This window comes from Flavobacterium sp. UBA4854, from assembly GCF_002399805.1.
Lineage (GTDB): Bacteria > Bacteroidota > Bacteroidia > Flavobacteriales > Flavobacteriaceae > Flavobacterium > Flavobacterium ginsengisoli.
In genome coordinates, this window is record NZ_DHEI01000041.1 from 1 (window position 1) to 25,018 (window position 25,018).

Genomic DNA, 25,018 nt, shown 5'->3' on the forward strand with positions numbered 1-25,018 from the left:
GAAGCATCAACCCATAATTCGATACGCCTTGCGTTTAATCCCGAATTTACTGTAACACCAATTACATCTTTATAATAAATGTCTGCATCAAAATCTTCTTCTAAATAAGGATGATTAAAATCGTAATCAATCGAAATGATTCTATCCAAAGCCAAATTGGTAATAGGTTGTGAGGCTTTTTTCTTTCCAATTAAAAACCAGCGGTTGTTGAATTCCTTCAATATAAAAGGATGAAAATGGAATTTCGTTTCTTCGGCAGATTTAAAAGATTTATACGTAATAATCAGCACCATTTTCTTGATAATCGCCTGATAGATTTCATCCAGATAATGAAGTCCCTTTAGTTTCTCATTTTTATCCAGATAAATAACGGGTTTAGTGTGCGATTTCTCGGCGTAGATTTTATCCTCCAATCGTTGTAAAATATCCGATACATCATTAAAAAGAGAGAAATCTTTAAACTGTTTTAGCATAGAAACCGTTTCAGTCAAAACATTCATATCTGTTTCCGTCAGCGGAATATCGGTTATCGAAAAATCTTCGTCTTCATATTTATAATACTTTTTATCGTAAACCACGATTGGCGCATTATAACCTAGTTTTTCACTTCGCATTAATTGAATATCCATTTGGATCGTTCGCTTGCTAATTGGGTTTTGGCGTCCTTCGTATTCAAATAAAGCTTCAGAACATTCTTCGATTAAATCTTCGAGTGTCCATTGTCTGTATTTATTCTGCAGGCATTTATCAATGGTTTTGTATCGAATTAAGGCGTTTTTGTTTTGTGACATTTTTGTATTGTTTTGCCACAAAGGCACGAAGGCACTAAGTTTTATTTCACGCAGATTTTGCAGATTCTAGCAGATTTAAAATGATTTTATAAATAATCTGGAAGGATCTGCTCAAATCTGCAAAATCTGCGTGAAATAAAAATACTTTGCGACTCTGCATCTTTGCGAGATTCAATTCTTTAGCTTAATAACTTTATTTCTCTTTCAATATTAGCCCGAGTTTTTTCTTCATACAAACCTCTAAATTCCTTAGTCTGAAAAATAAACTCGTTCTCGAGAAAATGCTTCAACGCTTTCGCACGCCCAGGTTTATATAGAAAATCAGGATAAATACGATATTCTTTTCGAATTTGTTCGAAATAGATTTTATAATCTTCCCAATCTTTAGCGAGGATTTTCAAATCAAAATCGATTAGCCAATTTATGTCTTCAATTGCATTTTGCTGATGTTGCTGTGTTGCGCAGATCGCATCAAAAACTAATTGTTTATTTAGGGTGCTATTTTCAGATAGAATTGACAAAGCATATTCAGCACTTTTGAGTTCGTTATCTTTTTGGGAAGCGGAATACACAAAATCATGGTAGAAAATTGAAAATAACATTTCGTTTGGATTTTGAAGTTTATCACGATAGGTTTCAAAACTGACAATCATTTCTTTTAAATGTGTGAGATTGTGATAATGCCTTGATTTTTTGGAATATGCCTTTTCTAAATCTAACCAGTTTTGCTGAATTTCATTTACTGAAAAGCCAATATTCGAAAGTAATTCAGAATAAATTTTCTCTAAATACATTTTGTTTTTTACTCAAATTTAAAATTCTTTTTTTACTGCGCAAAATAATTGCGTAGTAGTTCCGAAATCTTTGCTCAAGAAATAAAACAAATAGTATTTCTAAAAAATGAAAACAAAATTTCACTACGCAAAATAACTGCGTACTAGTTTTGAAATCTTTGTTCAAGAAATAAAAACAAACGTTCATAGAAATAAAAAAAGAATAAAACAGGTCAAGTTTGAGTTACTTCGAAAACACTTTCCAATGTACACACTTACACCATTACCTTTTTATTTTGCAATCATAATTGGGGCAGTAGCTCAGTGGTTAGAGCAGGTAGTTTTGAAATTATCCATCAAAGGTCAATCAAAATTTACTTCTTACACTTTTAATGTCCGGGTCGTGGGTTCGAATCCCACCTGCTCCACAATTAATGGTCAATTGAAACTTACTTCTTAGGTTCGACTCCTAACTTCCGAAAGGAAGTTGCTGGTTATAAGTTTTAAAATCATCATTAATAAAAAAAGAGGGTCAAGATTAGCTTACTTCTTGGGGAAACCCGCAAACTTCCAATTTGAATCAGCTAATTCATTACACTCAAATTTCAGGTCAAGTGTTTCTTACTTCAAAATCTTTTAGGTAGAACTCAGAAACACAATTATCTAAATTTTAAAAATTAAAAAAAATGAAAACAAAAGAATTATTAAAAATCAGTTTACGTCAAAATGCTATTTTCATTCCGTCAGAAATGATTACGAATGATATTAAAAATTTATCAGGAACAACATCAGTTTTATTGGCTAATGTTTCAAAACTTGGATTTACATTTTCTGAATCATTGTTACATGCTTTAAACAATGTAAGTCCTAATTATAAAATTGAAGTTTTAGAAGTTTTGAGAGAAGTTTTAGGAACAGATAAAAACTGGACGCCATTGGTGAAAGAATGGAATGTTCCAACAGGTGAATCTGTTGTAGATCATATCATCACGTTTTTCGGAAACGTTTTCCAGACTAAAAACGGAACAACTTTACAATGCGGTCATATTATCCCTGATAATACTTTTCCATTAGAAAGATACAACGGTTGTCCGTTCTGCGGAACTCCGTTTGAATTTGGAAAACTCGAAAATATCGGACAAGGTAGCAAATTGAAAATGTTGGAATTGTGGACAGAAAAAGATTTAAATGATTTCTATATATCGTTATTGCAATCTAAAACCGCTTTAGACGCTACTCAGGTAGATAGTTTAAAAATGGCGATGCAATATTTGCCTTTACCAAAAACCGAAGTAGCAATGAAGGAAACTTTAATGCTGGTGATCGATCTTTTGATTGAAAATAGTAAAGAAGACGAAGCGTCTCAGTTTTTGAAAACGCCAACAGATATTTTACGATACTTGTGGTATAAAAACACAGGAATGCTTCAGATTATCGAGCCAAAAACGATTATCAAAAGAGTTGCTAAAAACAATCAGCATTTTCATTATTCTTTGGATACAAGTGCGCAAGCTAGAATTGCATCTAAAAAAGATTTGAAACTAAAATATTCTCGAAAAGAATGTTTGATGGTGGCAAATTGGTTAAACAACATAAACATGGATGTTGAGGCAATGTGCGAAACGATGCATCCAAAAAGAGGAATGTGGATTCGTTTCATCCGAGCGTTGCGTTTGGCAGAATACAGCAAAAGAAAAGGATTTGAGAAATTGAATTTTTTAATGGATGTATTCTACAACCAAGTTTATGATGTTTGGCAAAGCAAAGTAGATTCGTCAAGATTGAAATTTAATGCCGATAAAACATTTGCCTTATTGAAACAGCGTCCAGGATTATTTGCTCGTTCGTTATTTTCAAACATGCTATGGTTTGGAGCGGAGGAAACTATTGCTCATTTTGAAGAAATCATCGATAAAGTTCCAGCTCGATTGGTGTTTACATTAAATATGTATGCTCAAAATTATTTTGATAAAAACATGCAGAGAAGCGTGAAACCTTTGGGTGGAACAAACAAACGAATTGAAGCAAACGCTTTATTGAAGTTGTACGAAGATTTTCAGTTGGAAGCGATGAAAAATCAAATCGAAGAATTGTGTCTTTTGGCCATGAAAAAACGATTTGCTGCAGTTGCTAATACCAACAAAACCATCTATATCGATCCGCAATTGTTTAACATTCCGGTTTCTATAGGAGATCGAAGTGAGACAATTCAGGACTTGCCAGTTGCTTTAATGGGAACACGTTTCCCAGTTGAAGGAAACGAAGTGCGATTGTTTATGCAATGGGGTAAAGATTTGCCAGCGCAACATTTAGATATGGATTTGAGCTGTCATATCGCTTATGAAGATAAAGCCGATATTTGTTCTTTCAGCCGATTGACAACTACAGGTTGTCAGCATAGTGGTGATATCCGAAGCATTCCGAATAAAATTGGAACAGCCGAATATATCAACATCAACATCGACGAATTGGCGAAAGCCAAAGCAAAATTTGTAAGTTTTACTTGCAACGCTTACAGCAACGGAAGTATTACGCCAAATTTGGTTGTAGGTTGGATGAACAGCAAACACCCGATGAAAATTTCGGAGAAAACTGGTGTTGCGTACGATCCGTCGTGTGTAGATCATCAGGTTCGTGTGACGCAGAATGTTGCCAAAGGTTTGGTTTTTGGAGTGTTGGATGTAGCCAAAAGAGAAATCGTTTGGTTAGAAATGACTTTCGGAGGTCAAGTTGTTGGTGGATTAGATTTTAAAGGCGTTCAGGCGTTGTTGTCAAAACTAAACAGCAAATTGAATATTGGTAGTTTGTTACAGCTAAAAGCGGAAGCTCAAGGTTTAACAATCACCGAAAATGAAATTGCCGATGAAGTTTATACAGCACAATGGGCGATGAACCCAGCGGTTGTTACGCAATTATTGGTTGATTAGGAACAAAGGTTCAGAGAGGCAAAGGTTCAAAGGTTTTTGTAGAGGCGTACTGCTGTGCGTCTTTGCAAAGATTGGTAAATTTAATCTCGCAATCCCGATAGCTATCGGGAGTGAAGGGGCGAAGTTTTTTTTGCCACAGATTATGAGGATTAAAAGGATTTTTTATCTGCTGAATCTGCAATCCCGATAGCTATCGGGAGCGAAAAAAAATCTTTAAGTTACAGTAACCACAAAGTTTGTCATTTCGACCGAAGGGAGAAATCTCCACAAGTGACTCCGCAAAGAGAAGCCAATCTTTGTAGAGCTTCTTGCGGAGATTTCTCCTCCGTCGAAATGACAAAATTGAGGAGAAACTAAAAGAAAATCAATCTACGCAAAATAACTGCGCAGTAGCATTTAACCTTTGTACTATCAAAATAGAAAGACAAATGAAAACACAAATAAACGGTACAGATATATTAGAATTAGGATTCCCAGAAGGAAAAATAATTGGGATTGCCTTAAAAATAAACAGCAAAAGAAACGGATTCACAAGAGAAGAAATGATCGAGAATTATAAAAACGTCTTAGAAACTCCGGAAAACTATATAGACGATAAAATCTTCAGCAAACTGGCTGTGGCTTTAATCGAAAAATCTAATGAAAAACCAGAAGATTTCATCGCTTTAAATCAAAATCCAAATGCGTATTCGGCTTACGGATTAGATCATATCGAAGACGGAGCCAGAAAGCAAATGGAAGTGGCCATGAAACTGCCTGTGACAGTTGCCGGAGCTTTAATGCCAGATGCGCACCAAGGTTACGGATTGCCGATTGGGGGAGTTTTGGCTACAAAAAATGCCATTATTCCGTATGGTGTTGGAGTTGATATTGGTTGTAGAATGGCGTTGTCAGTTTATGATATTCCAGAAGATTTTTACTTTGAAAACGAAGCTAAATTCAAAAAAGAATTAATCGCAAATTCAATTTTTGGAGCAGGTCACGGATTTCACGGTCAGTACAAATCAGATCATGCGGTTTTGGAGAACGAAACGTTCAATATGAATCCGTTTGTGAAAAATTTGAAAGATAAAGCGTGGTCGCAATTAGGATCTTCGGGTGGTGGAAATCACTTTGTGGAATTCGGAATCATGGAATTTGCAAAAGACGATGCGGTTTTGAATATTCCAAAAGGAAAATATGTCGCTTTGTTAACGCATTCTGGTTCACGTGGAATGGGAGCAACCATTGCGGGACATTATACTAAAATCGCCAAAGACGAATGTAAACTTCCAGAAGTAGCCAAAAACTTGGCGTATTTAGATATGAATTCGCAATTAGGTCAGGAATATTGGCTTGCGATGAATTTGGCGGGAGATTATGCTTCGGCTTGTCACGAGATTATTCATAACAAAATGGAACGCGCTTTGGGTGCGACGATTTTAGCGAAAGTCGAAAACCACCATAATTTCGCCTGGAAAGAAACCTGGAACGGAGAAGAAGTGATTGTACATAGAAAAGGAGCAACTCCAGCCGGAAAAGGTGTTATGGGAATCATTCCGGGAAGTATGACCGCACCGGGATTTTTGGTGAGAGGAAAAGGCGAGGAGAACGCCATTAATTCGGCTTCGCATGGAGCAGGAAGACAAATGAGCAGAACTCAAGCCATAAAAAATATCACACAGACCGAAATGAAATCGATCCTGAAAGATCATGGCGTTACGCTTATCGGCGCAGGTCTTGACGAAGCTCCAATGGCGTATAAAGATATCAATCAGGTGATGGAAGCGCAACAGGATTTAGTAGATGTTGTAGCGAAGTTTACACCGAAATTAGTTAGAATGGCAGATGACGGAAGCCGAGAAGATTAGTTTCTTCTTTAGGTTCAAAGTGACAAAGTAACAAAGGTGCAGAGGCTTTTCCGCATTTTATGTCATTTCGACGGAGGAGAAATCACACGCGGGATTCGACAAAGATTGGCGACATTCTGTGCGGAGTTTCTAGTGTGATTTCTCCTCCGTCGAAATGACAAACTTTGTGATTACTTCGACTGTCAATAATTTTTCACGCAGATTTAAAAAGATTTAAGCAGATGCTCGCAGATTATTTATAAAAATCATTTTAAATCTGCTAGAATCTGCTAAATCTGCGTGAAACAAAAACTTTGCGACTCAGCGACTTTGCGAGATTAAAATAATAATTATAGACCAAGAATACAAAAACTTTGTGTCTTAGTGCCTTAGTGGCAAAAAACAAAAAATATGAATTATATAGATATCGGAATTAATTTAACAAACAAACAATTCCAAAACGACATAGACGATGTCTTACAAGACGCGCTCGACGCCGATGTATCACAAATGATACTCACAGGCACCAGCGTACGAAACAGCGAAGAATCTGCTAAGATTGCGAGGCAGTATCCGGGCGTGCTTTATGCAACAGCAGGAATACATCCGCATGATGCGAAGAGTTTCGATGCGCAGAGTATTTCGAAACTCAGGAAATTGGTAGAACTGAAACAAGTGGTTTCGGTTGGCGAATGCGGACTCGATTTTGATCGTGACTTTTCGCCACGAAACAAACAGGAAGAATGTTATAAAGCCCAATTAGAATTGGCGATCGAAGTACAGAAACCTTTGTTTTTGCACGAAAGAAGCGCTTTTAGTTCGTTTATGAATATCACCAAAGACTATTTACCGCAATTGCCAAAAGCCGTTGTGCATTGTTTTACGGGAACGTTGCAAGAAGCCAAAACCTATCTCGATAACGGATTTTATCTGGGTTTTACGGGAGCAATTTCAGATGTTAAACGTTTCAGCCATTTAAAAGAAGTCATTCAGTACGTACCGCTCGACCGAATGATGATTGAAACCGATGCGCCGTTTATGCTTCCTAAAAATGTCCCGAACAGCCTCCTTAAGAAATACCACGAACGTCGTTGCGAACCTGCTTTTCTGCCGTATGTTGCCGGAACAATTGCTCAGTTTAAAGGAATTACTTTAGATAAGGTTGCGGAGGAAACGACTAGGAATTCTAAAAGGTTTTTTGTTATTTAGTTTTGTTCTCCTAGCAGTTTTTTAAAACGGGATAGGAATTTGTTTGTTGGCTTTTAAATCAGGTGTTTGTACTTGGTTTGAAGGCTTTTTGTTTTAGCTATATTTGAATGGAATTCATTTAAAATTTGGCGAGATAAAAAAATTGAAGTGTTATTTCTAAAAGATAATAGGTTAAATTGAAAGTTGAAATTATTAAATATGGAAAAAAGTCAAAGTGAAATTGAGTTTCTGGAAATTATATTAGAGAAGTCTCCTAGTGAAGCTGATGTTGCAATTGTTTCAGTAAATTTAAATGGCTCGTTAGGAGAATTGAATAGCCTTATATTAAGAAAGTATGGATACAGTAATTCAGTTTTACCTCATTTAAATTTAGAAAAAGGATATGATTTATTTCAACTAAATGGCAAACCCATTCTTTTTGTAGTGACTATTGGAAATGGTAGTACAGAGACTAACTTAAAGAATAATTTGTATAAAGCTATAAAAAGAAATATTGGACATTTTGAAGGTAAAAAAGTTTGGTTACCACTTTTGGGAACTGGAGTTGGAGGATTAAATTATGAAAAAAGTTATCTTATAACTATTGATGTTTTAGAAAGATTAAAAAATGATATTTTGGAGATTAAATCCCAATTTATACTTTCAATTCCTCATAATAGTAAAGGTGAAAACTTGTTTAATCAATTGCATGATGAAAGGGCTTTAAGAATTAATAGTATTTTGAGTGATGATGATTTAAATGTAGAAAGACGTATTGGAGAAAGTTTAGCTAGTATATTAATTGAAGATACTGAAACACAATTCTATTTGGTGGATTCAGATGTTAGTGGTTCTAAAGATCAATCGGAGCTATTTTATAGAGAAGGGAAGTGGGAAAATTTTCTTAAAAGTGATAAAATTTTAAAAACTATAAATGATGTAAATGTTGGAGATATTTTAATTAATAGTTCAATTAAATCAAAATCTAAGGAGTATAGTTTTATTATAAAAGCATTAGGAAGGGTAACTGAAAAAACTAAAGATTCTAATTTTTTGAAAGTTAATTGGTTTTTTTATTTAGATCCATTTTTAGAAGTTGAGGGATTAAAATTTCATAAGGGACTTATAAGTTTACTAAACTTTGAAGATTTGATTAAAATATTTTCTAGAATAGATTCTAAGTATTTCGCAGAGTTAGATTATATTTTATCAAATAAATTATCATCAAATATAAAAGCAGACAATAATATTTCATCTATAGCAGGATTAATTAGTGATAATGAAACAGGTTTAGATTACTTAGATATTTCAAAAGATGTTAATGCTTTTGCGCGAGTAATTGCTGCTAAAAGTTTTGAGCCTCCTTTAGCAATTGCATTATTAGGAAAGTGGGGGTCAGGAAAAAGTTTCTTCATGTGTAAACTAAAGGAAAGGATTATGAAATTGTCACAAGACAATCCCGCTAATGCTTTCTGCCAAGGGATTGCTCATGTTCATTTTAATGCATGGTCATATATGGACGCTAATCTTTGGGCGAGTATCGTTACAAGAATTTTTGAAGGATTAAACGAGTATATAACAAACGATACTAAAGCAAAGGGCTACAAGAAACAAATTGAAGAAAAACTAACTCAAAATCTAAATATAGTTAAAGATGAATTATCATCTTTAAGGAAACAAAATGAAAATCTAGATAATCAAATTAAAAAATTAAAAAGAGAAAAAAAGAATGAGGAAAGATCTTTAAAAAGTAATATAGATAAAATTAAAACAGCCACTTTAAAAAGTATAATTGGAAAAATTAACGATAAATTTAAAGTATCTGACAAAATTGAAAAAACTCTAAGTGAAAATGAAACTTTTATAAAATCAAAAGAGCAATTTAAAAAAATTGTTCCTGAAGAATATTGGCAGACTCCTGATGAGTTATATGATAAACTAAAATCGAATTATACATTTATAAAAGCTTTTGTATATGGTGGAACATTTTGGAAGAATTGCTTATGGATTTTATTTTTCATTATTATTGTTTTATCAGTTCCTGCTATTATGTATTTGACTTCTTTACTTTTAAGTTGGCAGGATTTTACAATCTCCAAAGAGAATTGGGCTATGATAAGTATTATGGGAGGTTTTTTTTTGAAGGGAATTCAAGCTTATGAAAATTTTAAAAAAATGATTGCTCCTTTCTGGAAAATAAAAATAGACTATGAAAAGGAGAAAGAAAATGCAATATTTAAATTTAATCAAAAAGAGAAAGCTATAAATCTTCAAATAGATAGTAATAAAAATAAAATAATTTTACTTAATGAAGAGATTAATAAAGCAAGTGCATTAAAAATAGATGTTGAATTTAGGCTGAGTAATGCAATATCTACTGAATCTTTATTTACATTTATAGAAAAAAGAGCTAATAGTGAGGATTACACAAAACATTTGGGTATTATTTCAATTATTAGAAAAGACTTTGAAGTCTTGAGTGATTTATTAATTGATCACAAAAAAGAAACAGATAAGAATATCGAAAGTGATAAATTTAAAAAAATGTTCGAGAATCCTCTTGGACGTATAATACTTTACATTGATGATCTAGATCGTTGTCCAGAAGAAAGAGTTGTTGAAGTATTGGAAGCAGTTAATTTATTAATGGCATTTCCTTTATTTGTTGTCATTGTGGGAGTTGATCCAAGATGGGTTAAAAAATCATTGATAAAAAAATATAACTTTCAATTTGAGAAAAATAAAGCAGAGAAAAATATTGAAAATATAGAGCCAGAGACTTATTTGGAAAAGATATTTCAAATTGCTTTTCAACTTAAAAAAGCTGAAGATTCGAGTATTAAAACTATGATTGAGACCTTAGCTAATACAAATCCTATTATTGAAAATATTGATGAATTTGTTACTGATGGAATGGAAGATTTAAAATCAATGCCTGAATTACCAAATAATTCAGTTGCAAATAAATCTTTAGATTTTAGAATAAAAAAATCAAAAGATTTGAAGAGAGAAATAGTTAGTATGGAAAGTATTAAAGCTTTGCAAATCAGTGTGAAAGAAGTTGAAATATTGCAGAGTATGTCAAGTATTGTGGGGAACAATCCTAGAACTATAAAAAGATTTGTAAATATTTATAGAATTTTGAAAACGCATGAAGATTTTGTATTATATGAAAAAAGTAAGTTACATTCAATAATGTTTTTACTTGCATTATCAATTGGTAGATATAATGATGAAATGAAAATACTTGAATCTATTATAACAGATGGTAGATATGATTCACATACATTACTAAATTGGGTTTCTGATATGCCTAAAATTTCAAATGTGATTTTAGAAAATAGTTCAATTATGCATACAAAATTAAAAGATTTTAATGATGATTATCATTTTGTCAAGAGGTTTACTTTCAAAAATATTTAGAAATCCTATGAAAATTCAGATTTTTACTTGATAGGAAGAAGTAAAAGAATAAAAGTAAGTCATTTCTTTCTTTTTAAAATAAAAGTATATCTTTGTTCTCGACAAAACATTTTATCGGCAATCGAGAACTTTGAAACTTTATAAGTTAACATAAGCGAAGCCCTCATTCACGTTGCTGGAGCTAGTGATAGCCCTAATCTCATTCGATAAGAATGTTTTGTCACAACCGAAGATGAGGGTTTCGTGCGTTTAATATTTTCAGAAAAATGACAAAAGAAAATCAAAAACCAACACATCGTGATGTAGTGCCATCCGTAATTAATTTCCTTTCAGACGAATTGTTTGAGGGAGATTACAAAGAACAGCCCATGTATTTGCAGGAAATCTTCGAGCTTTTAATGCATACAGAGTTTGGAGACGATATCAATTTAAGGCAAAAAATACTGAGCTGTTTAAGAACCAGCCGTAATCTGGTAGAAACCTTATCGCCATTTTCAGAGAAACAGATTTATAAGGCTTGTAGTAGCAATCGTAAATTATCTCAATAAAAACTTAAACCCTGCAAATACCAATTTGCAGGGTATTTTTTTAGTATTGGTTTGTAATTTTATAAAAGAGATTATAGACAATAGTTTCCACAATCTTGTCATTTCGACGGAGGAGAAATCTTCGCAAGTAACTCCGCAGCGTATATTGCCAATCTTTGTAGAGCTACTTGTGGAGATTTCTCCTCCGTCGAAATGACAAAACGCCGTCAATTCTTCCAGTATGTCATTTCGAGGAACGAGAAATCGCACGCGGGATTCGGCAAAGAGAATCACCAATCTTTGTGGAGTTTCTGGTGTGATTTGCTTCGCCTGTTCGCTATCGCTAGAGTCTCGTTCCTCGAAATGACAAACTAGACTAAAAATAGTTATGCTAATGAGTTTTTTCAAATATTTTTTTTAACATTAAAAAGACATTATTTTAAGCAAAAATCGCTTTAAAAATCTTACATTACGGCTCCAAAATAAAAGCCCGTAAAGATGAATATAACCATCTCAGTAAAACAATTAGGAAAAAAACATCCGCTTCTTCAGGAAAAAAGTATCGCTTTGGATATTGAAAATTCTGTCACTACTACACAAAAACTTATAGAATCGATTGTTGATCATCAAGTTCAATTGTTCCGTTCTTCATCCTTTGAGTTCGAAGACGAAGACAAAATCCATCTTCCAAAAGAAAATTATTTACCTATTCTTACCGATACCGGAAAAGTTGGTTTTGGCGCGCTGTACAATCACAACCAAGTAGATTTGGCCAAAGCGCAAGAAAATGCTATTGTAGCTTTTGAAGATGGTTTGTACGCTGTTTTCTACGGAGACGATCAGCTCGAAACCTTAACCGAAGAAATCGATTTATCCCAAAACAAATCCGTCACTTTTATCAGGCTTACGTTTCTGGCAGGAAGCTATTGGTAAATCAATTAAAAATTAAAAATTGAGAATTAAAAATTGGCTGGAATCTCAATTTCAATGGCAATAACAAAATTCAATTATAATTAATTTATGTGTTGTTTTCCGCAGCTCATAACTCATAACCCATAACTACAAAAATTATGACAATTGAAGATTTATTAAAAAGTAAAGTAATCGAGAATCCGATTACGAGATTCAAGAAAGAATTGGAAGAAATTGTAAACAGTAATCTGCTTTCTAAATTACTTTCTGGAAAAAAACTGAAAAAAGAAGTAGCTGAGTTTGGTCTGGAACTCTTGAAACTTCAGGATAATTATTACAGCAATTATATTTCTCTTGGTTCTAAAGAAGCCGAAAAGTTTGCCGCTTTGGTAAAAGAGAATATCTGGGAAGATAAAAACTATTACGACTTGCTGCTTTACTTTTTTGGTGAAGAAAACGCTGCATACGTAAAAGAAGCTTGGAACAGATTGCCTCAAAAAATGTATCAGAACGGGTATACACGAAGAGCTTTTAGAGCACCAAATCATAAAAGTTATCTGTTGGTCAATCAGATTAATTTTCTGCGTTCTTTGCTAAATGGACCTTACAAATACAATTATCAAGACAGCAGTACTTTTTATTATGATTTGAGTATTGAAGATGAAATTCGTTACGATACCGAGATTTCAAATTCACTTAATAAATTCATGGTTTGGTCTTCGGCGTTGGATTCTGGCAAAGAAGGGCTTTTTCAATTATTTGAAGACATTATTTTCAATAAAGATACACACGGAAAAGTGTCTAGAAATATCATCAAAGCGCTTTTAAACAGCGAAAAGCAAGAAAACTGGGAATTGGTAGAAAAACTGCTTTTGGCGGCTCAGCGTCAGGAAGGTTTGCGCCAGACGATTCTGGAAGCTTTAGACGAAACGAGCATCGGCGCTTTGCAATACATGATTAAAGTATTGATCGATAATAAACTGACTCGTTTTTCATCAGTAGTAAGAGCGATTGATACGTGGACCGGTTTAGGCTGGGATTCGGAGAAAGAAACCACGGTTCGTAATATTATCGAGTTGGCTTCGGGTTACTTTTCAAAACCAGAAACGATTGCGACTGGCGTAAAAAGCAAAAATAATAACGAAGTTTACATGGCGCTTTGGGTTCAAGGTGTTTTGGATGTTGAGAAAACAGTTCCGTATCTGCATGAATTATTAGAAAAAGGTTCGGCTGAAAAGAAATCTTTGGCATTAAAATTTGCAGGAGAAACCAACGATCCTTATATCGAAATGCCTCTTTATTTTAAAGCGTTAGATGATGAGAATTTACAAGTTTTGGCCTTCGCAGTTCCGAGAATGAATGCTTTGTTGGAAGCCAATACAAAATCGAAGTTTTATATCGAAAATGCAGATTATCCGAACTTTTTTGATAAAGTTTATAATCTTGCACAAAGCATTACTGAAAAAGAAAAGACTTTTGAAGGAAAAGTATTTTCGTGGTTAAATGTAAAGTTCGAAAGAGATACGCTTTACGCCGCAGCCATTAATTTGGTTGGCGATAACAACGAAAGATTAGAAGTGGTTTTACAGCATTTTGAAGGTTTCTCAATCAATTTAAGAGAGAAACTTACGAGAAATTTATTGGGCAGTTTTTATAGCTATTCTTACTATAGCAATCAAAACAATCAAACCAAAACAGAGCCAACTGAATTTCAAAGAAATTTTGCGTTGCGAATTTTAAAAGACAGAGGAGAATCTCTTGTGGCTTCGGCGGTTAATGTTTTAAAAGATTTGAGTTTAACAGAAGATGAATTAGCTATTTTTCAGGAATTATTTAAACGTAAAAACTCTAATTTAAAGAAAAATCTAACGTCGATTCTAATTAAACAAGAAGATCAAAAAGTTATCAATTTCGTAGATCAGACTTTAGAAAAAGGTGATTTAGAACAGCGTATGTCTATGCTAGACGTTATGCTTCAGCTTCAGAAAAACAATAAACTAACGGATAAGGTTAACGATTGGGTAAAAGATTATCTGCAAAGACCAAAAATTACCGAGAAAGAAACCAAATTTATTGAGCAGTTAGAACCTTCGAAAAAACAAGATCTTTTAAGCGTAGAAAACGGTTACGGATTTTTTACACCAAACGAAATTTCTGCTTATGAACTTCCTAAAGTAGGAGCAGATTCTTTATATGCAAAAGCGGTAAAAGAGCATCAGTACGGTTTCTCCAAATCGATGTCGCATATTAAAGACGAAATTGCTAAGCTTTATAAATTGTTTGAAGAAAACAGAAATTACGAATACGAAATTGAAGACTACGATAATAGCAAATCGACGGTTTTATTGGGGAATTCTTTTAGACCATTAAAAAATCTAAAAGACGAAAAGAATTCAGAATTGGCAGCAACCAATTATCCGTTGTATGAAGTTTGGGAAGAATGGTTTAAAAATTCAGGTTTAGTAGAACGAGATTTGTTTTTACTGACATTTGTAAGCAATTGCGACCGTAAAATTTGGCGTGATTTCCTCGAAAAACATGTTTTTTATTATAAAGAATTATTGCCTCATCCAAACAAAAGAGGTTACGATTGGGACAATGCGATTCTGAATATTTTGAATGCGCTGCAAGTAAAATATGTTTTTGAAGAAAAAACAGATTTCTTAATCGACGCTTGTGCTACTTTGTATGCAGATCTTCCAGAATCTGTAAAAGAGTTTGAATATGTGCCTAGCAAAAATGAATATTATTACAATAACAACAACGGAAACGGCTGGCAAAATCAGAACTTTTTTGATGTTTATCTAAACAGAATTGACTTAGGAAATGTAACTGCAGAACAAGAAATTAGGATATGGAATCTGTACAGATGGAGACAATTGAACGGACTGGAAAGAAATATTTCGTACTGCAAACCTTTTGTTCAATTATATAGTGCTGCATTTGAACAAAAGTTAATTACCGAAGGTGAATTGTACGAAGGTATTTTGGATCCGGAAAGAATTTCATTTTTAACGGGCGGAAGCAGAAATTACAGAAATCAAGGAAGCGAATACTTACTGGTTAGATTTCCGTTCCTTGTTTCGATGGTAGATAAAATTCGCGAAACATTTTTGGATGTTGAGGTCAAAAGAGGAGATTCTAATACTACGGTAACGCATTTGGTTCAGAGTTTCCAAAAGGTTTTTGGTGCCAACCGTCTGGTCGAATTGATTACAGCACTTGGCAAAGCAAGTTTGTACAAAGGCTATATTTACTCGTGGAGTTACACCGATTTAACGAAACAGAAATTATTTAGTTTCTTATTGAAAAGATGTTATCCGTTAGAGACAGATACACAAGAAATTTTTAATGCTTTAATTAAAAAAGCCAAAATTTCTGAAGAAAGATTGATTCAGACTGCTATTTATGCGCCTCAATGGCAAAAGTTTATCAGCAGTTATTTGGATTGGAATGGTTTGGACGAAGGAATTTGGTGGTTTCACGCGCATACCAAAACGGCGTCTTACAGTGCTACAAATTCAGAATTAGAAAGTGAAGCAGCGAGATTTTCAACTTTAGATTTACAAGATTTTAAAGATGGTGCTGTAGATAAAGATTGGTTTACATCGGCTTACAAGAAATTAGGAAAAGCAAAATGGGAACTTTTATACGAATCTGCAAAATACGTAACAGATGGAAACGGACATCGTCGCGCACGATTATATGCAGACACCATTACAGGCGATTTAAAAATTAGAGAAGTTACCGCTAAAGTAAAAGACAAACGTGATCAAGATTATTTAAGAGTTTACGGTTTGGTACCTTTAAGTAAAGCAAGTCCAGAAAAAGATATTTTGGCGCGTTACGAATATTTACAGCAGTTTAAAAAAGAAAGCAAAGAATTCGGTTCGATGAAACAAGCGAGCGAAGCTTTAGCTATTCGTGTGGCTTTAGAAAACTTAGCCAGAAATGCGGGTTATCCAGATCCAGTTCGTTTGACTTGGGCAATGGAAACGAAGCAAGTTCAGAATATTTTATCAAAAGAAACTGAAGTTAAGTTAGATGATGTAACGATAAGTTTGGTCATCAACAAAGAAGGAAAAGCCGATTTGGTTACTTTGAAAGGCGATAAAGAATTAAAATCGATTCCGCCGAAATACAAAAAAGACAAAGGAATTCTCGAATTGACAAATTACCGAAAAACCATGCGCGAGCAATGGACACGTTCGCGAAAAGGTCTTGAAGAAAGTATGATTCGCGGCGATGAGTTTTTATTCGCAGAAATGCAAAATCTTTTCGAGCATCCAATTATTTCAAAACATCTTGAGAAATTAGTTTTTATTTCTAATGATAATCAGATTGGTTTTTATGTCGATGGAAGTTTAGTTACTGGTTTAGGAGAAATGATTTCGTTAAATGAAAAACAAACTTTCAGAATCGCGCACTGTTTTGATTTGCATAAAAATAATGTTTGGGTCGATTATCAGAAATATTGTTTTGATAACAAATTACAGCAGCCATTTAAACAAGTTTTCAGAGAATTGTATGTTCCAACGCCAGACGAATTGAAAGAGAAGTCAATTTCAAGACGTTATGCAGGGCATCAAGTTCAACCGAATCAAACTTTGGCTTTATTGAAAACAAGAGGCTGGAAAGTAGATTATGAAGAAGGATTACAGAAAGTTTTCCATAAAGAAGGATATCAGGTAAAAATGTACGCCATGGCAGATTGGTTTTCTCCAGCAGATGTAGAAAGTCCGACTTTAGAAACAATAGAATTCCATTCTTTAAAAGATTATAAAAACATTGCTTTTGAAGATATCAATCCGAGAATTTTCTCAGAAGTAATGCGCGATATTGATTTAGTGGTAAGCGTTGCTCATGTTGGAGGCGTTGATCCTGAAGCAAGTCATTCTTCTATTGAAATGAGAGCCGTATTGTTAAGAGAAACATTGCGTTTATTCAAAATTAAAAATGTTGAAATTACAGGAAATCATGCCATCATAAAAGGACAATTGGCCGAATACAGCGTTCATTTAGGAAGCGCAGTCGTGCATCAGGTTTCAGGTAAATATTTATCGATATTGCCAATTCATTCGCAACATAGAGGACGTTTGTTCCTTCCATTTGCAGATGACGATCCGAAATCGGCTGAGGTTATGTCTAAAGTATTGTTGTTTGCGAAAGATAATGATATTCAGGATCCGACTATTTTGAGTCAGATTGATAAGACGTATGCTTAATAGTTAAGTTTGAGAAATAATAATTTTAACATTTTTACTATAAAATGTTAAATTAAGAAATAAAATATTACATTTGTTCCCATAATTAAAAAACAGAAAAATACAGATGAGACTTTCAATAGCAAAATATTTTGAGCACTTAGCAGGATCACTTCCAGCTAAAGTATCAGGATGCAATATGTATTTTTATGAAATTAAAATGTAAAATTTAGAGTCAAACTCATCATAAAATAAAAAAGCGTCCTCAAAGTAGGCCGCTTTTTTTGTTTTTAGCCACTTCGACTTCGTTCATTGTGATAATAAAATTGAATAGAAAGACAATAAAAATGATAGAATATTAAACCATAACTAAAAAAAACTAAAAAAATAATTGACAAAATGTTTAATGATTAAACCCAATAGCGAAATATAATCTTGAAAAGTAATCTGATGAGTAACAGTCATTTGATAAAAAGAGAAATCTGCACCAGTTTGCGGACAGGAATTTCTTTGTTTTAATTTAAAGAGTAACTGGTTGATAATCAGAAAAATAATTTTAAAAAATATTTGGAAATATGATTTTTTCGACTTTATCTTTGCCAAACAAAATTGAAACACAGCGTTTCAAATAATAACAAGAATTTTAAAATATAATACAGCATAAAAAATGGCTTTACAAAATAAAATATCATACGGATTACCACTAAACGCAAGATTCGATCTTGGACGTTTGACAATGCAGGTGCATCAATATAGGCAATAGGATAGTTATATCACGTTGAATTTTGTAAAGCACCTTTAATCGGGTGCTTTTTTTATGCCTATAGTTTTGCCACGAAGGCACAAAGTCGCAAAGATTTAATAAGCATAAAAAAAAACTTAGTGCCTTAGCGCCTTCGTGGCAAAATAAAAAATAAATGATTTTGTAGCTCAGTTGGATAGAGCGTCTGCCTTCTAAGCAGATGGTCGAAGGTTCGAATCCTTCCAAAATCACTTGTTCTCTAGAAAGAACTGGCTCATTGGGGTTACTGGCTAACCTTTCCGACTGTCTCTCGGGAGAAACGGGTTCGACTCCCGTATGAGCCGCTTTTTTAAAGTTTCTAAGTTGCTGAGATGCTAACATTCTAAGTTACTTAAATAGACCTGGGAGGATAACGGAGGTTGTTTACCCGCTTTGGATGCGGGAGGTCGCAGGTTCGAATCCTGCTTCCCAGACAAATGAAATGGTTTTTTAAAAGTTGCAAAGATTCTAAGCTACTGAGTTGCTGAGATTCGGATTTAAAAGTTAAAAAAACTTAGCCCCTTAGCATCTCAGCAACTTAGAAACTTAAAAAAAATGCAGGAATGGTGAAATGGTAAACACGGCTGATTTAGAATCAGTTTCCTGAGAGTTCGCCCCGATAGCTATCGGGACTCTTCCTGTACAAAATGAAAAATTAAAAAATATACGATGAAAAAGATAAGCACATTATTCGCCAAAGATCCTAATGATTTAGGAAGGGTAGTAGATAAAATTAATATTGAAAACAAATGGGTTTTTGATGGAGAAGCCATTGCAACTAGAAAATTTGATGGTACATCGGCAGCGATTATAGGCGGTGAAATTTTTAAAAGGTTTGATGCTAAAAAAGGAAGAGCGATCCCGATGGGTGCAATTCCTTGTCAGGAAGCCGATCCAAAATCAGGTCATCATCCACACTGGTTAAAATGCGACCGTTCAAAATCGGAGGACAAACATTTTTTTGAAGGTTTTGATGGATTAGAAAGTAAAGTTGACGGAACCTACGAATTATGTGGACCAAAAGTTCAAGGAAACCCTGAAAAATTTGAGAAACATACATTGGTAAAACACGGAAGTGAAATACTTGATTTTGTAAGTCTTGATTTTAAGGATTTAGAAATATTCTTATCAGAGAATGACATTGAAGGTATTGTTTTCCATCACATTTCAGATGAGCGCATGTGTAAATTAAGAAAATCAGATTTTGGTATTAAACGATTAAAACTAGAATCTGTGTAAAAGTAAATAACGCTAAAAAGTAAAAAAATGAAAGAATTATTCAACCGAATAGCCCTTGTTGGAATTGAACAAGAAGAATATGATGTTATAAAAGCCAATTTTTCAGGACATATTATTTGGCATCAGTCTATTCCTAAAATCGTAGTAAAAGATGAAGTGCTTTATATGGAAAAAGCCAATGGAGTTGGAATGCTTCCAGTTGATAAAGTGGTTTATTACGGAATTTACGATAATGATTTCGATTTTATTACTGGTTTAGCAATTTGGCGAGGAGACTGTTATCCGAATGCGGCAGCAATGTTGGATTGCCGATTTAAGATTCCGTGTCTGGTAAAAGCATTATCTCTTTCAAGATTTAGTGCACCTCGTGGGTTTATAAGTGCAGGAGCTTCTGTAAATATAACCAATGATACGGTTGCCAAATGGGGTAATTGGCATTGCGGCGAGAATAAACATCGTTTTACAGGAGAATGGGAAAGCCAATTTACGGCTACAATTGAACCCTATTATGAAGGAGAAGCCGTTCGTATCATGATGATTGGAGATGTTTATTGGCAGATTAAATTAGAGGGAGACGATTGGTTAAAATCTATTCATCCTGACAATGCAGGTTTTATGCCTGTTGATGAAGATTTGCTAGCAGATACAATTCATATAAAAAAAACTCTGCAAATGGATATGATTGGAAATGATTATATCGTTGCAAAAGATGGTTCTAAATATTTGTTAGAAGTAAATCACATTCCGAACATAACTCGATTTGATGAAGTAAGAGAAACTTATTTATCAACGGTTATAGAATGGATTAAATAAAAAAAACATCCTGCGCAGAATAATTGCGCAGGATCATTTGAATCTTTGTTTAAGAAACAAAAAACGTTCTTTAGAAAATGAAATGATATCAAGGGAAACTTTGATTAAAAATATCAAACAGGCCTTGTTGGGTGTTTCTGTATAGCACTATTGTAGCAGACTTTTCGCGAAAGCGTATTATGTTTTTCTATGCAGCTTGGTTTGGAGGTTTTGATGGTTTTCCAAAAAATTGTCGCACAAGGGATCTGAGGGTTGTGGGTTCGAATCCCATTCACAGTAATGTGGTAGCTCAATTTGGTTAGAGCATTGGATGTGTTATGCAGGTTCGAATCCTGCACCGAACTCGTTTCGGTTGGACGAATTGGTTAGTCAACGGGTCTCAAAAACCTGTAACAGTAGAGACCATCACTCTTAAAAAGATGACCATTAGAAAAAACTGATTTGTCTTTGTCAGTGAAATTAGGATTTTATAATCTGATCTTTCACACTCTGATAAAGCCAGTGCAAATAGAAATGTGTTTTGAAAAGTTTGTTTTCTTTTTGATTTGATTGTTAAGAGAATTTGGGGATTCTTTCAATAAAATAGAATCAGAAATAATTCAGACAGACAAAGAACAAACTATTAGTCCGTTTTTCTTAGAGGAGAAAGGCAAAAAGGTTTTTTTATTTAGCAGGAAGAAAGATAATAGAGGTTATAGATTTCAAAATTTGAAACATTAAACCTGAAACAAAATATAATTATGATAAAAAGAATTAAAATCGAAACGTACCAAGTAGGCTTGGTGTTCGAAAATAGAAAATTAGAAAAAGTCTTAGAGGAAGGATTACACTGGATTTTTGGAAATAAAAACATTATGATTTATGATCTAAACGGATCTTTTCAGGCTCCTTTTGAGTTGGATATTTTATTGCAAAATGAAGTATTAGCATCTCTTTTGGAAGTTGTTGAGGTTACCGATAACGAAATTGTATTACAATTCGTAAAAGGAAATTTCAAAGAAGTTTTAACGCCAGGGAAATATGCTTTTTGGAAAGGAGTTGTAAAAAATGAATTCATTAAAGCAGATTTGTCTAAGATTGAAATCACAGAAAATATTCCAGTAAACTTATTGGAAAATGTTAAGATGAGATACTTCACAAGAAAATTCATTGTAGCAAGTAATGACAAGGCTTTGTTATTTGTGAATGGAACTTTCGTGAAAGAATTAAAATCTGGAACACATTATTTCTGGAATAACGCTATTACAATCGAAGTAAAAACTGTTGATATAAGACAGCAACAATTGGAAATTTCCGGCCAAGAATTGTTGACTAAAGATAAAGCAGGATTAAGAATCAACTTTTTTGTGAGATACCAAGTAGTTGATATCATGAAAGCTTTGACTGAAAATAAAGATTTTGAAAAACAATTGTATGTAGCAATGCAATTGGCTTTAAGAGCTTTTGTTGGAGGCTTGACTTTAGATGAATTGTTAACTAAAAAAGATGCTATTGCCGAGGCTATTTTAGAAGAAGCAAAAACTAAAATCGAAGATTTAGGTTTGAAAATTTCTGATGCTGGAATAAGAGATGTAATTCTTCCAGGAGATATGAAAGAAATCATGAATCAGGTTTTGGTTGCGGAGAAAAAAGCGCAAGCCAACAGCATTATGAGAAGAGAAGAAACTGCTGCAACAAGAAGTTTGCTTAACACAGCAAAGCTGATGGAAGAAAACGAAATGTTGTGGAAGTTGAAAGAGATGGAATATGTTGAAAAAATCGCAGATAAAATTGGTGAAATCACCATTTCTGGCGGCGGAAACGTAATTGGTCAATTAAAAGAAATCTTCGTAAAGTAAAAGAACCATTAGCAGTAAATGTTGATTGTTTAAGTTTAATAATAAAAATTTAAGGATGAATCAAGAAATAGGATTTGGGTCGGCCCATAAAGGTCAGACAGATACAGTGGAGTTTAGTGAATCTTCGTTTGCCTCGATTATCGAAGCAGATTTAGAATGCATTAGCCTATGGAATGAAAAGGTAAATTTTCGGGAAACCATATATATCATTTAGAGATATTTCTCTAGTAAAGCAAGCGTGCTTTTGAACTTTTGTGATATTGGATTTCCCAGAAAAGCCTTCAATTTCCTGAGATTCCCAAGAATTGCAAAAGAAAAATACCATGCAAAACAATACACTAGAAAAATATAAAAAAGCAATTAGAAATAAATACGAGACAGAAAAAGGCGGTCAATACTTTGATTATTTGTACAAGCCTTCTCGTGGTAAACTTCGTGATTTGTGCTGGCTTATTTTTGAGAATAACCCAACTCAAGATGATTTGAATGTTTTCAAGAATCTACTGAGCTTAGATTTCGATCATACCAAAAAGAATAAGTTTAAAGAAAAGAAAGACAAATTCCGACCGATCGAAACGTTCTTAAAAGGAGAAACAGATCCATCAAATATTGATGCTATAAACATGGCAGCTATTTTGGTTGATTTTGAGCCACGTCCTTTCAAAAAGTTTTATGAAACTTCTAAAAAAGAAGATACAAAACCAGTTAAAAAGCTTGAGAAAGCTAAAGCTGTTTTTGAAAAAAAGGGCTCTGAAAAAAGAGAAAAGCCTGAAAAAAAGTCTAAGAAAAGAAGTTTCTTTCTAGATTTTAAGAGCATGTTTTTCTAAAGGTTTCTGGCCACAAAGGCGCTAAGGCGCAAAGTTTTTAGCCACAGATTAATAGGATTGTTAAAAAAATCTGCTCAAATCTGCTCAATCTGCGGGAGACTAATCTTAGCGTTCCTTTGCGTAAACCTTAGCGCTCTTAGCGGTTTTAAAAAAAACACAATTATTTAAGAAAATTAAAAAAATGAAAACTACAGATAAAATTATTATTATCGATTTAGAAGCCACATGTTGGCAAGGTGCTGTCCCGAGCGGACAGCAAAATGAAATTATAGAAATTGGTTTGGCTGTATTGGATACAGAAACAGGAGCAATTTCTAAGAATAAAGGAATATTAGTAAAGCCACAACGCTCAAGCGTTAGTTTGTTTTGCACGGAATTAACCACCATTACTCAGGATTTACTTGATAAGAACGGAGTTAGTTTCGAAGATGCCATTAATGAGCTTATTGACGAGTATAATCCCGATTTGTATACTTGGGCAAGTTACGGTCAATACGATTTAAATATGCTGAAAAAACAATGTAAATCGTTTGGTGTTTCCTATCCAATGGGAGAGGAGCATATCAATGTAAAAGAGCATTTTGCCGAAAAGTTTGGCTTGGTTAAACCAACAGGAATGAATGGTGCGCTTGCATTGCTGAATATTCCGTTAGAAGGAACACATCACCGCGGAATTGACGATGCCAAAAACATCGCAAAGATTTTGAATTGGTGCCTTAAAAATTAGAATTTAATTTGTTAATCGCAGTTATCAAAAAGGATAGCTGATAACTGTAGAAAACTGTAAATCGTTGTATTTGCAGTTTTTCGCATTTTCTACAATTGCTATAAATAAATTAAATCCATTCTCCTGTAGCATTGTAATCATCTGGAAGATAAGTAAGATATTGCACCATTCTTGGATTTTCTCCTTTGTTGGGTGTTGCGCAATGCGGCAGTGCATTATGCCAGATTATAAAATCACCTGCATCTCCTGTAATAGGTTTTGGCTGTAAAGTTTTTAAAGCTTTTTCTCTAGCATTTTCATTCGGTGCAAGTTGATCGAGCCATTCATTAATCTGGTTATGAAAACCAGGAACACAATGAAAAGCGCCATCATTTTCTCCGCATTCGGTTAAATAAAGTAAACCTTGAAGGCCATACTTAAGCGGTTTTTTTAAACTCATATCCCAGTGCAACGGACTTCCAAGAAAAGTAAAATGATCTGTTTCTGGAGGATTAAAACTTACTTTATCAATAGTTTTGTATATTTTCTTGGTTTTGTAAAGCTGTTCGTAAGCTTTTTTTATTCTTGGCGAAAAACGGTTGCGATTTAAAGTTTCGTGATCCGAAAAATTAAGCATCAATCCTTTTTGTTTTTCATGACGTTTGTACCAGCTTTCTTTTTGATTTGGATCCATTTTTAAATAATCCCAAATTGCATTTTGTGTGGCTCGGCAATCTTCTTTAGAAATGGCATTTTTAACCACTATATAACCGTTCTCATTCCAAAATTGAAGATCTTCTTCAGACAATACATTTTCTATTAAATCCTCTATTTCTGAGGTAGCATTTCGTTTTCTGTTATTAATCCATGTCTTGAAAGTTTCAAAATCTGGTTTTTCAGAATATAAAAAGAATAAAGTATCTTCCATGGCAATACCTAATTGGTACAATGTTTTAATTTCGTTGTCCCAATTGGTAAGATCTGGATTCGTGTTTTCAGGATTTACAGCACGTTTCCATAATTGTTCGAGAATTGTCCAAGGCATACTTTTCAATTTTAGTTGAATGAAAACATAAAAATACGGGAATTATAATTTTGGGGTTAAAGTAAAAATACCCGTTTTTTTGATACTAAAAAAGACTAGCCTATTGAGATAGCCTTTAGAACAAAATCTTTATCAATTAAACAGTAACTGTATTTTGAGTTGTTTTTGGTGCTTTTACAAATTTGATATAAATGA

15 protein-coding genes and 6 tRNA genes are annotated in these 25,018 nt (G+C 33.7%); 18 read left to right on the forward strand and 3 right to left on the reverse strand.

What is annotated here, in order from left to right; genetic code table 11:
- On the reverse strand, positions 1-791 hold a 791-nt coding region (locus tag B3J44_RS05780), incomplete at its 3' end, for a helix-turn-helix transcriptional regulator (RefSeq protein ID WP_286966731.1).
- A 179-nt stretch (positions 792-970) separates the two neighbouring features.
- Positions 971-1,585 (reverse strand): hypothetical protein, encoded by a 615-nt coding sequence (locus B3J44_RS05785; RefSeq protein WP_286966732.1) that lies wholly within the window; start codon positions 1,583-1,585, stop codon positions 971-973.
- Between the two features lie 289 nt (positions 1,586-1,874).
- Between B3J44_RS05785 and B3J44_RS05790 the strand changes: the two genes are divergently transcribed.
- From B3J44_RS05790 to B3J44_RS05875, 18 genes are all read left to right on the forward strand, one after another.
- A tRNA-OTHER gene (locus B3J44_RS05790) sits at positions 1,875-1,992 on the forward strand.
- Between the two features lie 258 nt (positions 1,993-2,250).
- Positions 2,251-4,491, forward strand: a complete 2,241-nt coding sequence (locus B3J44_RS05795; protein WP_286966734.1) for a hypothetical protein — start codon at positions 2,251-2,253, stop codon at positions 4,489-4,491.
- 428 nt (positions 4,492-4,919) lie between these two features.
- On the forward strand, positions 4,920-6,341 hold the full coding sequence (locus B3J44_RS05800) for an RtcB family protein (RefSeq protein ID WP_286966737.1): 1,422 nt from the start codon (positions 4,920-4,922) through the stop codon (positions 6,339-6,341).
- Positions 6,342-6,731: 390 nt separating this feature from the next.
- Entirely contained in the window at positions 6,732-7,529 is a 798-nt protein-coding gene (locus B3J44_RS05805) for a TatD family hydrolase (protein WP_286966739.1), read from the forward strand.
- A gap of 198 nt (positions 7,530-7,727) precedes the next feature.
- Entirely contained in the window at positions 7,728-10,931 is a 3,204-nt protein-coding gene (locus B3J44_RS05810) for a P-loop NTPase fold protein (protein ID WP_286966740.1), read from the forward strand.
- A 266-nt stretch (positions 10,932-11,197) separates the two neighbouring features.
- The gene (locus B3J44_RS05815; protein WP_286966742.1) at positions 11,198-11,479 is read left to right on the forward strand and encodes a hypothetical protein; all 282 of its coding nucleotides are present in this window, start codon (positions 11,198-11,200) and stop codon (positions 11,477-11,479) included.
- 477 nt (positions 11,480-11,956) lie between these two features.
- A complete protein-coding gene (locus B3J44_RS05820; protein ID WP_286966744.1) occupies positions 11,957-12,391 on the forward strand; it encodes a hypothetical protein in 435 nt (144 codons plus the stop codon).
- A 137-nt stretch (positions 12,392-12,528) separates the two neighbouring features.
- Positions 12,529-17,595 (forward strand): DUF4132 domain-containing protein, encoded by a 5,067-nt coding sequence (locus B3J44_RS05825; protein ID WP_286966746.1) that lies wholly within the window; start codon positions 12,529-12,531, stop codon positions 17,593-17,595.
- 898 nt (positions 17,596-18,493) lie between these two features.
- Positions 18,494-18,567: transfer RNA gene (locus B3J44_RS05830), tRNA-Arg, on the forward strand.
- A 20-nt stretch (positions 18,568-18,587) separates the two neighbouring features.
- Positions 18,588-18,660 (forward strand) — tRNA-Asp (locus B3J44_RS05835).
- A 57-nt stretch (positions 18,661-18,717) separates the two neighbouring features.
- A tRNA-Pro gene (locus B3J44_RS05840) sits at positions 18,718-18,789 on the forward strand.
- Positions 18,790-18,912: 123 nt separating this feature from the next.
- Positions 18,913-18,998 (forward strand) — tRNA-Leu (locus B3J44_RS05845).
- A gap of 26 nt (positions 18,999-19,024) precedes the next feature.
- A complete protein-coding gene (locus tag B3J44_RS05850) occupies positions 19,025-19,594 on the forward strand; it encodes a hypothetical protein (RefSeq protein ID WP_286966748.1) in 570 nt (189 codons plus the stop codon).
- Positions 19,595-19,621: 27 nt separating this feature from the next.
- Entirely contained in the window at positions 19,622-20,407 is a 786-nt protein-coding gene (locus B3J44_RS05855) for a hypothetical protein (RefSeq protein ID WP_286966750.1), read from the forward strand.
- A 283-nt stretch (positions 20,408-20,690) separates the two neighbouring features.
- Positions 20,691-20,747, forward strand: a tRNA-OTHER gene (locus tag B3J44_RS05860).
- A 400-nt stretch (positions 20,748-21,147) separates the two neighbouring features.
- Positions 21,148-22,245: a slipin family protein gene (locus tag B3J44_RS05865; RefSeq protein ID WP_286966751.1), complete on the forward strand. Its 1,098-nt coding sequence runs from the start codon at positions 21,148-21,150 to the stop codon at positions 22,243-22,245.
- A 323-nt stretch (positions 22,246-22,568) separates the two neighbouring features.
- Positions 22,569-23,072: a hypothetical protein gene (locus B3J44_RS05870; RefSeq protein ID WP_286966753.1), complete on the forward strand. Its 504-nt coding sequence runs from the start codon at positions 22,569-22,571 to the stop codon at positions 23,070-23,072.
- A gap of 181 nt (positions 23,073-23,253) precedes the next feature.
- On the forward strand, positions 23,254-23,799 hold the full coding sequence (locus B3J44_RS05875; RefSeq protein WP_111288559.1) for a 3'-5' exonuclease: 546 nt from the start codon (positions 23,254-23,256) through the stop codon (positions 23,797-23,799).
- A gap of 109 nt (positions 23,800-23,908) precedes the next feature.
- Here the strand turns inward: B3J44_RS05875 and B3J44_RS05880 are convergent, their stop codons facing one another.
- Positions 23,909-24,823 carry a phytanoyl-CoA dioxygenase family protein gene (locus B3J44_RS05880; RefSeq protein ID WP_286966758.1) on the reverse strand — a complete coding sequence of 305 codons (915 nt, stop codon included), beginning with the start codon at positions 24,821-24,823 and terminating at the stop codon, positions 23,909-23,911.
- Positions 24,824-25,018 lie beyond the last annotated feature (195 nt).

What these genes read in the sequence shown, in the direction of transcription:
- B3J44_RS05785 (WP_286966732.1), bottom strand. Translation starts at nt 1,585, where the DNA reads ATGTATTTAGAGAAAATTTATTCTGAATTACTTTCGAATATTGGCTTT.
- B3J44_RS05795 (WP_286966734.1), top strand. Translation starts at nt 2,251, where the DNA reads ATGAAAACAAAAGAATTATTAAAAATCAGTTTACGTCAAAATGCTATT.
- B3J44_RS05800 (WP_286966737.1), top strand. Translation starts at nt 4,920, where the DNA reads ATGAAAACACAAATAAACGGTACAGATATATTAGAATTAGGATTCCCA.
- B3J44_RS05805 (WP_286966739.1), top strand. Translation starts at nt 6,732, where the DNA reads ATGAATTATATAGATATCGGAATTAATTTAACAAACAAACAATTCCAA.
- B3J44_RS05810 (WP_286966740.1), top strand. Translation starts at nt 7,728, where the DNA reads ATGGAAAAAAGTCAAAGTGAAATTGAGTTTCTGGAAATTATATTAGAG.
- B3J44_RS05815 (WP_286966742.1), top strand. Translation starts at nt 11,198, where the DNA reads ATGACAAAAGAAAATCAAAAACCAACACATCGTGATGTAGTGCCATCC.
- B3J44_RS05820 (WP_286966744.1), top strand. Translation starts at nt 11,957, where the DNA reads ATGAATATAACCATCTCAGTAAAACAATTAGGAAAAAAACATCCGCTT.
- B3J44_RS05825 (WP_286966746.1), top strand. Translation starts at nt 12,529, where the DNA reads ATGACAATTGAAGATTTATTAAAAAGTAAAGTAATCGAGAATCCGATT.
- B3J44_RS05850 (WP_286966748.1), top strand. Translation starts at nt 19,025, where the DNA reads ATGAAAAAGATAAGCACATTATTCGCCAAAGATCCTAATGATTTAGGA.
- B3J44_RS05855 (WP_286966750.1), top strand. Translation starts at nt 19,622, where the DNA reads ATGAAAGAATTATTCAACCGAATAGCCCTTGTTGGAATTGAACAAGAA.
- B3J44_RS05865 (WP_286966751.1), top strand. Translation starts at nt 21,148, where the DNA reads ATGATAAAAAGAATTAAAATCGAAACGTACCAAGTAGGCTTGGTGTTC.
- B3J44_RS05870 (WP_286966753.1), top strand. Translation starts at nt 22,569, where the DNA reads ATGCAAAACAATACACTAGAAAAATATAAAAAAGCAATTAGAAATAAA.
- B3J44_RS05875 (WP_111288559.1), top strand. Translation starts at nt 23,254, where the DNA reads ATGAAAACTACAGATAAAATTATTATTATCGATTTAGAAGCCACATGT.
- B3J44_RS05880 (WP_286966758.1), bottom strand. Translation starts at nt 24,823, where the DNA reads ATGCCTTGGACAATTCTCGAACAATTATGGAAACGTGCTGTAAATCCT.